The organism is Enterococcus sp. R12, assembly GCF_058135755.1.
In genome coordinates this window covers 1392378-1404346 of sequence record NZ_CM176874.1, presented here as the reverse complement: position 1 = coordinate 1404346, position 11969 = coordinate 1392378, and the positions used below count along the sequence as shown (strand labels likewise).

Annotated in this window: 13 protein-coding genes; 1 reads left to right on the top strand and 12 read right to left on the bottom strand. The window is 42.9% G+C overall.

Features of this window, described 5'->3' with window-relative positions; genetic code table 11:
* Positions 1-4 precede the first annotated feature (4 nt).
* The 10 genes from ACTW1R_RS06425 to ACTW1R_RS06380 all read right to left on the bottom strand — a co-directional run bounded on the left by ACTW1R_RS06425 (position 5) and on the right by ACTW1R_RS06380 (position 9742).
* A complete protein-coding gene (locus ACTW1R_RS06425; protein WP_369674868.1) occupies positions 5-1009 on the bottom strand; it encodes a sugar kinase in 1005 nt (334 codons plus the stop codon).
* A gap of 9 nt (positions 1010-1018) precedes the next feature.
* The gene (gene dagF / locus ACTW1R_RS06420; RefSeq protein WP_413155610.1) at positions 1019-1768 is read right to left on the bottom strand and encodes a 2-dehydro-3-deoxy-phosphogluconate aldolase; all 750 of its coding nucleotides are present in this window, start codon (positions 1766-1768) and stop codon (positions 1019-1021) included.
* Positions 1765-2871 (bottom strand): DgaE family pyridoxal phosphate-dependent ammonia lyase, encoded by a 1107-nt coding sequence (locus ACTW1R_RS06415; RefSeq protein WP_010747946.1) that lies wholly within the window; start codon positions 2869-2871, stop codon positions 1765-1767. The genes dagF and ACTW1R_RS06415 overlap by 4 nt, the downstream gene beginning before the upstream one ends.
* Positions 2855-3967 (bottom strand): amidohydrolase/deacetylase family metallohydrolase, encoded by a 1113-nt coding sequence (locus ACTW1R_RS06410; RefSeq protein WP_010747945.1) that lies wholly within the window; start codon positions 3965-3967, stop codon positions 2855-2857. The genes ACTW1R_RS06415 and ACTW1R_RS06410 overlap by 17 nt, the downstream gene beginning before the upstream one ends.
* A gap of 4 nt (positions 3968-3971) precedes the next feature.
* Entirely contained in the window at positions 3972-5066 is a 1095-nt protein-coding gene (locus ACTW1R_RS06405) for a DUF871 domain-containing protein (protein WP_325815627.1), read from the bottom strand.
* A 1-nt stretch (position 5067) separates the two neighbouring features.
* Entirely contained in the window at positions 5068-5319 is a 252-nt protein-coding gene (locus tag ACTW1R_RS06400; protein ID WP_005225703.1) for a hypothetical protein, read from the bottom strand.
* Between the two features lie 28 nt (positions 5320-5347).
* Complete coding sequence (locus tag ACTW1R_RS06395) at positions 5348-6646, bottom strand: PTS sugar transporter subunit IIC (protein WP_005225702.1); 1299 nt, start codon at positions 6644-6646, stop codon at positions 5348-5350.
* 140 nt (positions 6647-6786) lie between these two features.
* On the bottom strand, positions 6787-7032 hold the full coding sequence (locus ACTW1R_RS06390; RefSeq protein ID WP_060792480.1) for a hypothetical protein: 246 nt from the start codon (positions 7030-7032) through the stop codon (positions 6787-6789).
* Position 7033: 1 nt separating this feature from the next.
* Positions 7034-8338, bottom strand: coding sequence for a PTS sugar transporter subunit IIC (locus ACTW1R_RS06385; RefSeq protein WP_123833858.1), 1305 nt, complete (start codon positions 8336-8338; stop codon positions 7034-7036).
* A 12-nt stretch (positions 8339-8350) separates the two neighbouring features.
* Positions 8351-9742, bottom strand: a complete 1392-nt coding sequence (locus ACTW1R_RS06380) for a glycoside hydrolase family 1 protein (RefSeq protein WP_086338386.1) — start codon at positions 9740-9742, stop codon at positions 8351-8353.
* A 171-nt stretch (positions 9743-9913) separates the two neighbouring features.
* Between ACTW1R_RS06380 and ACTW1R_RS06375 the strand changes: the two genes are divergently transcribed.
* Positions 9914-10684, top strand: coding sequence for a MurR/RpiR family transcriptional regulator (locus ACTW1R_RS06375; protein ID WP_015509458.1), 771 nt, complete (start codon positions 9914-9916; stop codon positions 10682-10684).
* Positions 10685-10707: 23 nt separating this feature from the next.
* Here ACTW1R_RS06375 and ACTW1R_RS06370 read toward each other — a convergent pair whose 3' ends face one another.
* A complete protein-coding gene (locus ACTW1R_RS06370) occupies positions 10708-11445 on the bottom strand; it encodes a MurR/RpiR family transcriptional regulator (RefSeq protein ID WP_123833855.1) in 738 nt (245 codons plus the stop codon).
* 30 nt (positions 11446-11475) lie between these two features.
* Positions 11476-11964 carry a GNAT family N-acetyltransferase gene (locus ACTW1R_RS06365; protein WP_074931759.1) on the bottom strand — a complete coding sequence of 163 codons (489 nt, stop codon included), beginning with the start codon at positions 11962-11964 and terminating at the stop codon, positions 11476-11478.
* Positions 11965-11969 lie beyond the last annotated feature (5 nt).

The window sequence follows — 11969 nt, the reverse complement described above, 5'->3', positions numbered from 1 at the left end:
TTTTCTAGCGAATTAAGTCTTTCCCTGGTGCCTGTAAGACTTGTTCAACTTGTTCTTTGGTGGTTAAGGGGACATCCCCCAGCATCGTATGAGCCAAAACTGCATTCGTGATAGCAAAATCAGCGGTGCGTTGGAGCGACCATTTTTCGGCATAGCCTAATAATACGCCAGCAGCATAGGCATCCCCTGCCCCGATCCGATCCAACACTTGCAGCAGCTGCGGTGCCGTTTCATAGGTATCTTGTGCCGTAATGATCCTTCCGCTGATAAACTGCTTGTCTTCCACGGCTAGACGCCGTGTCCCGCAGAACCATTCTAGTTGATACTGGTCAATAAAGGATTGGATCAACGCAAGCTCGGCGCCTTCGGTTTCCTCTAAGGGATAAGCCAAGAGCTCCTCCAAGTCACGGACAGAGCCGAAAACTAGATCACAATAGGGTAGGATCGTTTCATACCGTCGTTTCAGTACCTCCCGATTTAATTCTTCATTCAAGCTTGGACGGAAGTTGAAATCAAAGCAGACGCGAATCTGCTTGGCATGGGCCTGTTTGGCCAAAGCCAAAGCTGTTTGCCAGGTTTTCTCAGTCAAACTAAGAGAGATCCCGCAAATATGAATGAGATCGACCGTTTCTAAAAACCCATCGATAGCATATTCTTCTGGACCTGAAACGCCAAAGGAACTATGATGGCGATTTTGATACGTCACATAGGTCGGACGAGCGCCGTAGCCGATCTCGGCGAAATAACTGCCGATATGACTATATTTTTTGCCAACAAATGCCGTCTGGATTCCATAGGAACGCAAGCTGGCTTTTGCCGTATCTCCTAATCGGTTGGCTGGCACCTGCGACAGCATCGACGTCGTCAAGCCGAAATGCGCCAAATTGCCTAACAGATTGACCCCTGTTCCCGTAAAATCCATCCGCAAAGAGTGGGTCTGTTCCAACGTTCGATATTCTGGTGGCGTCAACCGCATCATTACCTCACCGTAAGCACCGATCCGCATCATTGATCCCCCCTATTTGGCTGCTGCCAACACCTTTTTCGTCATTTCTGCTAATGTCTGTACATCTCCAGGGCGTGTGTCCCCTGTTTCTCCATCGATGATCGAGCTGTAAATATGTGGAATGATTTTTTTCACTCCTGCATCAACAGCGATCTGCAAGATTTCTTCAAAGTTTTCTAAATCGATACCGCCGGTCGGTTCCAAATAAAAATCATTCGCGGCACAAGCCTCGGCTACCGCTTGATATTCTGCTTTATGAGCCAACCCTTTCATTGGAAAATACTTGATAGAACTAGCGCCCATGTCTTTTAATAAAGCGATCGCTGTTTCAACTGGGACTTCTGCAGCTGGAGTTTGTGAACTCAATGGACCAGTCGCAATATTGACATAGCCGACTTTTCCCGTTGGTGAAACAAGGGCATTGACGATCGTTTCAGATTGTCCTAGCAAAGCTCGTGAGGTCCCCGCTCCCGTGAACACTTGGTTAACATGCTGTGGTTGAAGAACAGCGGAAATTCGGGAGACCATTTCACTTTGATTGGGGTCGCCAGCACCAAGCCCTACAGAAAGGGCATTATTTGTTGCCACTTGATAGTTCTTCATGTCAGCGATAGCCGCCTCGTCACTATCATAGTTTTTTGATAAAACACCTAGGACGATGTTGCCCTCTGCTGCATCGTAACAAGCTTTCGCATTGTCGATGGAGTTTGCTAACACATTTAGACAGACACGGTTAGCGAAATAATTGGGTGAAGTTTTCATTTTTGGGTTGCTCCTAACATAATTTCTTGTAAGCGATCAGTAATCACTGCCATTTCTTGTTCATTGACTGCTCGGATATCAAATTCAATAATGCCGTTATTGGCTTGGTACTCACGGGTATAAATCGCTGGTTCTCCTGCTTTTAGCGCGTCGATCACTGCTTTGGCACTTGGTTCTTTCACTTTAACACTCGCCCGATAAATGTCTCTGCCAGCGCTGTCTTGAACGATTTTTGCTTCGAAACCAGTGATTTCATTGATTGCCGCAATAAATGGTTGCAGACGCTCTTGCATCGAAGCGCCAGATTCTGTTCCCTCCGCTAGATAATCCGTCACGGCTTGGGTAAATCCGAGAATATTGTCTTTACCGATTTTCATTGCTCGACCTATCCCTTTGGATTGCAGGCGCACCCAAGAGACATAGGGCTGCTTGCCGATCACTAAGCCAGCACTCGGTCCTGAAAATGCTTTGGCACCTGAATAGATCACTAAATCAGCACCAGCTTGGGTATAGGCAAACAAATCTTCCTCAGCAGCCGCATCAACGATCAATGGAAGATCGTGTGCCTTGGCAACTTGGGCCGTTTCTGCTACCGTCAGCATACTTTTTTGAACGGTGTGATGACTCTTTATGTAGAGGATCGCTGCCGTTTCGGGTGTGATCATCTGTTCAATGTGCTCGGGTGTACACATATTGGCATAGCCTGCTTCCACTACCTTCCCACCACCTTGTGTCACCATCACTTCCACTGGTGTGCCATAATCTACGTTGTGGCCTTTGGGCAAAATGATCTCCCGCTTACTGATTTTCTCACTATATGGATGATACAAATGATAGCTGTCGCCTTGACCGATGAGTGCCGCCACTGATTGGGCGATCCCCGCTGAAGCGGAAGAAACGATCTGTGCATCTTCCGTTTTCAACAATTCTGCTAAATAGGCTCCGGTTTTTTCTGCTAGATCTGCCATTTCAAAGAAATGCTCCCCGCCGTAGCGCTGGGCTGCAAGCACACTTTCGCTGACTTTCGAGACACCTAGAATCGTCATTTTGCCAGAAGCATTGATGACTTCTTTCAAGCCTAATTCTTCAATATTCAGTGTCAAAAAGTTCCCCTCCTATCACCGCTTTTTGCGGCACGATCTGTTGTGTCGTGATTCGGCGATTGCCGTTAGAATCCGTCAATTCCTTTTCGCCCGCTTCAAAGCGGAAAATCGTAAAATCAGCATCATATCCCAATGCGATCTCGCCTTTGTTCTGTAAATGAAATTGCTTCGCAGGGGCACTGGTCACCTTCTCGATGATCTCACGCCAATCATACCCTACGACCGCTAATTTTTCCATAGTCGTCGCTAAATCAAAGACTGGTCCATTAGTACGATTGCGAATGTAGATATCTGTACTAATGGAAGAAGCCTTCAGCTGATTGGCAAAGGCTGTCTCCGCCACGTCAAAATTGAAACTGTCTGTCCCATGACCAATATCGAAGACCAAGCCTTTTTCATAGGCAGCAAAGACGAAAGGCTTGATGGTTTGGTTTGTCTGATCCAAAATCCCATTGGCTTTGCCGTTAAAGCAATGGGTTACCACATCGCCTGTTTCCAATTCAGCGAGAATCTCTGCTAAATTCGGTGGTGCTGAACCAATATGGACCATCAAAGGCAGCGGTTGATTTTCAGCTTGGATCGTTTTCGCTAATTTCAACGGCGTGATGCCATTTTCGCCGATCACCGTTTTGCTCATTCGGGCTTTGATCCCGACGATAAAGTCAGGAAACTTCTGCAGTGCTTCTTTGACCAATTCTTTTTTGACTTTTGACAGATCCGCAAGTTCATCCTGCTCTACGATCCCCCATTTGGAAATGTTGACTAAAGCAAAGACATTGGTTTTGGCTTCTTTGGCTAAATCATAAAACCGATGGATATTTTCAGCGCCCGTCGTCCCCGCATCGATAACGGTCGTGACGCCTTGTTTGACACCGATCTCGTCTGGATAATCATAATAGAGCGTCATTTCCTCGAAACAATGGACATGGTCATCGATCCAACCAGCTGACAAGAACTCCCCTTCTGCTAAGGTCAGCTCTTGTTTCGCCTGCTCCTGCAATGTGGGTGCCAGAGCAGTGATTTTGCCGTCTTGGATCCCAATATCAAATACTTCTTCATCGATCGTGCGGGCTTGACGAATAATCAAATCAAACATTTCGTTACACCTTCCTCTCTGTGAAAGTGAATTTCGACCAAGGATGGATAAAGGGCAGCAGAACTAACTCTTGTTCGACGATCGAACCGATTTTATTTTTTCGTGGATCTGAGTGAGGCTCTAGCACGACTTGCAGCTCGTTTTTGTACTTGCCAAAACGATCGTTGCCGATCACAACGTCCCCTCGTTGAAAGACGCCTTCGTGGTCATGGACAGGATTGTCATGGTTCTTATACTTTTTACGAACTTCTGTGGAACGGATCATCCGATCGGTGATGTCGCCTCGGCGGTAATGCTGCTCGTCCAGGGCGATTTGGCGTTCAACTTCATTGATTTCAGGCACAAATTCAATAGCAAATGCAGTCTGGTAGCGATCAATCGCTCCTAGCGCTGCCAATTCTGCTTCAGAAGCATAAGCATTTCCGATAATGACATCGTCGATCAGGCCTGTGGCAAACAAATGCTTTGCGGCAGTTTCTACAGGCATTTTCCGGTGCATTTCTAAGGTCGGTAAGCCATCATTGATATCCCAAGGTCCGATCGTTCCCGTTTTAGAAGAGATAAATGCGGCGGTTCGAATGCCTTTTTCCTTGAAACGACGACTGCATTTTTCAAAGAAATCATAGGGCAAGGCAGTCCCTTCTTGCGGATAGAAATTGTGGCAGCCATATAAGTAAGGAATGTTGGCTTGATAGGTCAAAATATTGTCTAAATACGCCACATCATTGCTCATATTCAATTCAACAGCTAAGCCAAAGGGATTGTAGGTCAACATCGCTTCTTTATTGCCGTCAAAGCCTAAATCTAAACGAATCCCATCGGCACCTAGTTCATGGAAAAAGGTCAAGTCATCATAGGAGATGCCTAGTTCCGAAAAGATGGCTGGTGCCACGTCTAAAATCGTTTCATAGCCTAATCCTTTGGCAAAATCAATCAACGCTTTAAACTTTTTCTGCACATTTTCTTTGCCGTCACTTACTTCCAGCATACTCATAAAAATGCGGCTAAAGCCATAATCATGGGCTAATTGCAGATAGGCTTTGTCTGTTTCAAAATCACTGTGATCGGGATACACCGATACTCCTAGTTGTCTTTTCAACTTATCTCATCCTCATTTCTTCATAAAAAGCAGTAAAACGTGTCAGTAAAAGCGAACTGCAAACAATCGTCGCCGTTATCGTCAAAAATGGTCCCCACGGAAACTGACGGCTCAGTAGGATCGCTGCAGCAACGCCAAGAATCCCGAACAAAAGCATCCGCCAAAACGGCACTTCTTGAATTTTTTTCCCTTGTGCTGATTTTGTTAACCAAATTTGACAACCAAAAAATAAACAAATGGCATAAATCCCCATGTTTGCACCTCACTCTTTTTTGTCTTGCTTAAGCGGCTGTTTCTTCTTCTTGTTCGCGGGCAATCTGCTGTTTCTCAAAGACTTTAAAGAATGGGTAGTAGATTGCGAGTGTGATAAAGAAGTTGACGATTACTAAAATCGCTGCTGCGATACTCCAGTCCGTACTCATCCAGGCGGCGATTGGTGCTGGAATGGCAAACCCAAGTCTGGCAGCCATCATCGGTACGACACCCGTAATAGTCGCGAAGTAAGAAATCGTTGTCGTAATCAATGGTGCCACCAAGAACGGAATGCCTAAGATTGGGTTCATTACGATCGGTGCACCGAAAATCACTGGTTCATTGATATTGAATAAGCCTGGCAAGATGGACAAACGGCCCAATTGTTTCAAGTATTTTGATTTGGAGAAGAAGAACAAAACGACCAACGCTAAGGTCGTACCGGCTCCACCGATCCAGACGAACCATTGTAAAAATTGTTCCGTAAAAATATTAGGCAATTCATGCGCATTGCCAGATGCTTGGAACGCTTCCATATTTTCAGCGATGGAAATATCCCAGAATGGACGAATGACAGGACCCATGATGGCTGGTCCATGAATCCCCAGTACCCAGAAGAAACAGATCAAGAAGACAGTCAATAAGCCACCAAACAAGCTGTTACCAGCTAGCACGTCTTTTAACGGCATCAACAAGTTACTTAAAAAGCCATTGATATCAAAGCCTAACATATGACGGATCACCCAGAACAAAATCAGGATCGCTCCTCCAGGAATCAACGCCATAAATGAATTCGTTACTTCTGGTGGTACACCATCTGGCATTTTGATGGTAATGTTTTTTACGATAAAGAAACGATAGATTTCAACGGACAAGATCGCCGTGACGATCGCGCCAAACAAAGAGCCTGAGCCTAAGTTTGCCACATTGATATAGCGTCCCGCATCAATGATGCCTTCCACAGAATCGAAGACTCGCAACGGTGGTGCAGCGGTTACAAGAAAGGACATCGTTGCTAAGATACCCGCAGTCAATGAATCCAGCTTGTAGCTTTTTGCTAGCGATGAAGCAATCCCATACGTTGCATACAATGCCAATAATCCGACTGTATAACGAAAGGGAATATCCAAAACTTCCCGATACGGTTCGATCACCGCAGCGACTGATTCGATGGGAAAATTCAGTAAGATCGTGAAGAAAGACCCAACGATCGTTAATGGTAACGTAGCGATGATCCCCTTACGAATCGCTACCATGTGCCGTTGCATCCCCACTTTATTTGCAATCGGCATCAACTTCTGTTCTATAAATTCTACAAACCCTTTCATAATTGCCTCCTTAGTTTATAACATTATAATGTTTATACAAGGATAATAGCACAGAGGATCTGGGTTCGTAAATAGTTTTTTAAACAGTAGATAGAATAATCTTTTCGCAATAACATTTCCTACAGTAACCATCAAGCGTCCTATCGTTGTCTTTTCGGTCGATACTGATACATAAAACGATTTTGGATGACGGTACAATTGATAATAAGTAACAAAATGAAAACTGGTGCCAAAGGAGTGCGGATCAACAAGAAAAACAAACTGAGTAAGAAAAGTAAGGAAACAAGTAACAGTTTCCAAAAAGCCAGCGTGATTTTGGCATTATTTTTTTCTAAAAGAAGATGGGTCAGAAAAATCAAGAGCAAACAACTCACTACTAGAACCATTCTACTCACCTTCTTTAGCTGTTTCTAGCTCTTGCGCCACTTGAAGTTTCTCAAATACTTTAAAGAATGGATAGTAAATCGCTAATGAAACGAAGAAACAGACGAAGACCATCAAACAAGCAACCCAATTCCAATTTGAGGTAATCAATGCGCCAAGAGGTGCGGGAATCGAAAATGGTGGTTTGACCATCATCTTAGGCATCCAATCTAAAGCGGTAACGATATAGACTAAGATAGTATTAGCGATTGGCACAAGAATAAACGGAATTGCCAACAGTGGATTCATCACAATTGGCGTCCCAAAGATCATCGGTTCATTAATATTAAAAATCCCTGGTAAAATGGAAAGACGACCCAATTGTTTTAAATAGTTTGAACGAGAGAACATAAACAAAACAACCAATGCAAGCGTTGATCCAGTACCACCCATTTGCGCATACCATTGATAAAATTGTTCGGTAAAAAGATTTGGTAGATCAAAGGCAGACATACCATTTTGGAATAATTCCGCATTTTCTAAAATTGCTTGATCCCAAAATGGACGAATGATGGGTCCTAAAACGGCATGGCCATGAATACCCAATACCCAGAAAACGCAGATAACAAATTGTGTGATGATTCCGCCTATCAAATTATTACCTGTTAAGAAACCTTTTAAAGGAGAGATGGCGATCGTCAGCAATCCATTTAAATCAAAGCCGAAAAAGTGACGCGGAATCCAAAAGACTAAGATAACCAGCAAGGTTGGTAGGAGTGCCGCAAAGGATTCGCCTACAACAGGCGGTACGCCTTCTGGCATCTTGATTTCCAAGTTTTTTGCTTTTGTAAAATGATAAATCTCTACTGAAACTAGCGCCGCAATGATCGCACCGAATAATCCTTGGGATCCAAGGGAAGCGATGGGTAAATACCTTCCTGCAAGTACGGCATCTCCTGTCGTGCTGATGCCTTCCGCCAAATTGATCGGAACGACCATTAAAATCGTCGCTAACATGGATAAAAACCCACTTGTTATCCGATCGAGTTTGTAACTAGCACCTAAGTTGGAGCCAATCGTAAATGAGGCATAGAGAGACATTAACCCCACCGTAAATCGAAAAGGAATGTCAAGTGCCGGTAAATAAGGAGCGACCCATTCGGTATAACCAGGAATCGGCAAATTTAAAATAATAGTGAAAAAAGAGCCAACGATCGTGAGCGGTAAAATAGAAATCAACCCATTTCGAATAGCCTGCAAGTGCCGCTGCTGTCCAATAGCATTGGCAATCGGTAATAACTTCATTGCAACCGAGTCTAAAACTTTCATTATAAAACCCTCCTAAAATTCGTTTGAAAAACCATTTTTTTGAATCACTTCTTTAAACCATAGGCCAGACTTTTTCATCGTTTTTTCTCCCGTTTCTAAATCCAGACGATAAAAGCCATAGCGATTTTTGAACGCATTCTGCCAACTCCAACAGTCCACAAATGTCCACATGTGATACCCCAGACAGTTACTCCCCTCCATCATTGCTTGATGAAGCTCAATTAAATGCTCTTTTAAAAAAGCAATTCGGTAGTTGTCTTGCACTTGCCCTCCTTCGATAAATGTTTCTTCTCCCTGAATCCCGATGCCATTTTCTGAAACAAACCAATCAATATTCCCATATTCTAACTGGATTTTTTTAGCGATATCATACAAGCCATGAGGATAAATCTCAATCCCCCTTGAAGTATTCATTCTTCTGCCAGGCATCTCGTAATCATCGTAAAACCATTCTGGTGAGAAAACTCCCTCGGGATTAGGCAAAGATTCTTTGGCTTTCACTCGCCGTGGACGGTAATAATTGATCCCTAACAGATCAATCGTTGTTTCAGCAATCAAAGCAAGATCTTGTTCTTCCACTCGTGGCATTTGGTCGTAGCGCGTTAAAATAGCCTTTAACTCCTGTGGGTAACGACCTTTTAAAATCGCTTCATTAAGGGAGCGAGTATAGAAGAGGTCTGCCATTTCCGCTGCTTTTAAGTCGGCAGGATGCTGGCTTCTTGGGTAAACTGGGATCACATCCATGATGATACCGATTTTTCCTTGATAAGTTCCTTGTCGAAAGACCTTAACTGCCTCACAGTGAGCAAGGATGATATGGTGAAGTACTTGTGCCGCCCGTTTAAAATCTACTACATAAGGATAGTGTCGGTCATGCAAATAGCCGGCTTCTGCTGGAATCATCGGCTCATTAAAGGTAAACCAGTACGCAACTTTCTCATGAAATAGATCAAAACAAATTTTCGCATACGACCGATACGCTTCGATGACCTCACGATTTTCAAATCCGCCGATTTCTTGTAATTTCATTGGCATGTCAAAGTGATAAAGATTGATAAACGGTTTGATGCCTCTTTGATTTAACCCATCAAGCATTCTGGTATAAAAGTCAACAGCTTCAGGATTAACTTCCCCTGTACCTTCGGGAATAAGACGTGACCAAGAGATCGAAGTCCGAAAAGAATTAAAAGAAAGTGCCGCCATTCGATCCAAATCCGCTTCCATTTCCTGATAAAACCTTGATGTATGTTCTGTTGTAACTCCTTCAAAAAACCGATGGTTATAGTTTTTTGAGGCATAATCCCAAATGTTTTCTCCTTTATTGTCTCCAGCTATCGTTCCTTCTGATTGTGTCGCACTCGTTGCTGCACCCCAGAAAAAGTCCTTCGAAAAATTATACTCCATGTCGCCCTCCTACAATTCCTTTTTTACTAAGCGAAGCATCCGCTTACATTATTGAACAACGAAAGTATAGCATGAAGTAAAATCAATATAATGTTATAATCCTAAATAGAGAACGTTTTCATCCCTTGTCATTTGTTCCACAAAAAAAACACTTTGTTACGGAGGTGCATCATGCTTTTTCTTGACTACAATCCTGAACTTACTGCACTAGAATACGAGGTTTACCGATTTGTATCAAAAAACTTGGCTTCAGTGTCTAAAATGAAGATGAAAGAACTTGCCAAAGAGACCCATACCAGTACTGCTAGTATTAGCCGTTTTTGCAAGAAATTTGAATGTGATACGTTTACCGAATTTAAGATCAATTTGCGCTTTTACTTAGATTCTCTCGTAAAATCTAAAATATCCGATAGTGATGAGTCCCAAACAATTGATTTCTTGAAGCGAGTAAACCAGCCCTTTTTATCTGAAAGAATCGATCGAGCAACAGAGATTCTTAAGAACAAAAGCTTCGTGCTATTTATTGGATCAGGCTTATCTGAAACGATTGCGGAATATGGCGCACTCTATTTTACTGACTTGGGAAAAACGGCATTAAAAGTTGACGATCCCTCAAATTATCCTATCGACTGGTTTCCTGAAGACATATTGTGCAAAACCGGTATCATTGTTTTGTCGATTTCTGGGGAAACACAAGAAATGATTCGATACTTACAAAAGTTAAATCAAAAAGATTGTCAGATTATTGCCATCACGAATACCGAAGATTCAACTATCAGCCAGTTATCCGACTTAACGGTGCCCTATTACATCGAAAGAGAGACCATTTTTAAAGCCAGTCAAAAAAAAGAGAAAACCATTGAACTGACTTCTCAACTACCAGCAATTTATTTAATTGAAAAAATTGCCAAAAGAATACGCCTATCAGAAGAACTTCTCTGATAGGCGCAGGTAGTTTCATTTATTCAGCGATCTTCACAATCTGTAACTAAATCAAATAAAAGTTCCACCAAATAAATGGCTGGAATTTGTGAGGACAATGAATCAGCTGCTTGATTATCGGAAAAATAGTAAGCAAAGTTTCGCTCAGAAAGTCTGGCAATTGACGTTGTTGAACGATTTGTTAGTGAAATGGTCGAAATTCCAGCGGTGGTACATTCAGTAATCAAGGATTCAAGGAATGGATCGGCGCCTTTATTAGAAAAAACCAGCAACGTGGCTTCGCTACTTAAGGTTCGCCAAACGGATTTAATCGATGTTGTTTCTTCCTTTACGCACACGATCTTATCTAAACGTGCAAACTTTTGTTGGGCATAGGTCAAAGCAAGTGTCGATTCCCTGTCACTGGCTAAGATTAAAAGTTTTGTTTTGCTTATTCGTTTAGCAATCGTTAATAATGTTTCTCGATAGAAGGATTCATCCATACGTTCAAAAAAATAGTGCAGGGCTTTTTTATCTTGTTTGAATAATCGATCAGTCTTTCCTTGTTTCTGTAACGTCCTTTTCAATTTGATTTTAAATTCTGAAAAACCTCCGCAATCAAATTTTCGACAAAACCGCAGAACAGTCGTTGAGCTAGTTTTTGTTGCATCCGCCAACTCACGAATAGACATCGAACAGACCTCTGCTTGCTGATTTAATACGTACTGAAATAGTTGCCATTCTTTCTTACTAAATGACTTATTCTCGGCAGTGAGTTCCATCAGTTTTCTCCTTGCTGCGCACCTTCGCCTTCAAACCATCTTCTTCTCATAAATAAAATCATCCATCACAAACCCCGAACCAATCGCAACGGTGCGTTCAGAAACGCGCGTAAAGCCGCGATGCTCATAAACAGCGATCGCCTGCTGGTTTTGTTTGTTGACGTTTAAATGCAGCGTTTTGCCTGAGGCGATCTCCTCATACCAATCAAAGACTTGGCTGGCATAGCCTTTGCCTCTAGTGGATTGATGGAGATACAATTTACTTAAATAAATCTGCTGCTGCGTTTCTTCATACGCTGTATATCCTACTGCTCGGTCTCCTTCTAATAACAAAAGATAGACTGCTCCTTGCTGGACTTCGTTTTGAATCGCTGCTGGTGATTGGTAATGAGCCAGCATATACGCGACTTGATCGGACCCAATGATAGGTGTAAACACTTCTGGCCAGATTTCTTTGATCAAACGATCCAACGTTTGGAAATCTTCAGGTGATTGAACGATTTTTTTTGTGATTGCCATAAGAA

Excerpts from the sequence above, each read along its gene's own strand:
- ACTW1R_RS06425 (WP_369674868.1), bottom strand. The coding sequence starts at position 1,009 with ATGATGCGGATCGGTGCTTACGGTGAGGTAATGATGCGGTTGACGCCA.
- dagF (WP_413155610.1), bottom strand. The coding sequence starts at position 1,768 with ATGAAAACTTCACCCAATTATTTCGCTAACCGTGTCTGTCTAAATGTG.
- ACTW1R_RS06410 (WP_010747945.1), bottom strand. The coding sequence starts at position 3,967 with ATGTTTGATTTGATTATTCGTCAAGCCCGCACGATCGATGAAGAAGTA.
- ACTW1R_RS06400 (WP_005225703.1), bottom strand. The coding sequence starts at position 5,319 with ATGGGGATTTATGCCATTTGTTTATTTTTTGGTTGTCAAATTTGGTTA.
- ACTW1R_RS06395 (WP_005225702.1), bottom strand. The coding sequence starts at position 6,646 with ATGAAAGGGTTTGTAGAATTTATAGAACAGAAGTTGATGCCGATTGCA.
- ACTW1R_RS06390 (WP_060792480.1), bottom strand. The coding sequence starts at position 7,032 with ATGGTTCTAGTAGTGAGTTGTTTGCTCTTGATTTTTCTGACCCATCTT.
- ACTW1R_RS06385 (WP_123833858.1), bottom strand. The coding sequence starts at position 8,338 with ATGAAAGTTTTAGACTCGGTTGCAATGAAGTTATTACCGATTGCCAAT.
- ACTW1R_RS06380 (WP_086338386.1), bottom strand. The coding sequence starts at position 9,742 with ATGGAGTATAATTTTTCGAAGGACTTTTTCTGGGGTGCAGCAACGAGT.
- ACTW1R_RS06375 (WP_015509458.1), top strand. The coding sequence starts at position 9,914 with ATGCTTTTTCTTGACTACAATCCTGAACTTACTGCACTAGAATACGAG.
- ACTW1R_RS06370 (WP_123833855.1), bottom strand. The coding sequence starts at position 11,445 with ATGGAACTCACTGCCGAGAATAAGTCATTTAGTAAGAAAGAATGGCAA.
- ACTW1R_RS06365 (WP_074931759.1), bottom strand. The coding sequence starts at position 11,964 with ATGGCAATCACAAAAAAAATCGTTCAATCACCTGAAGATTTCCAAACG.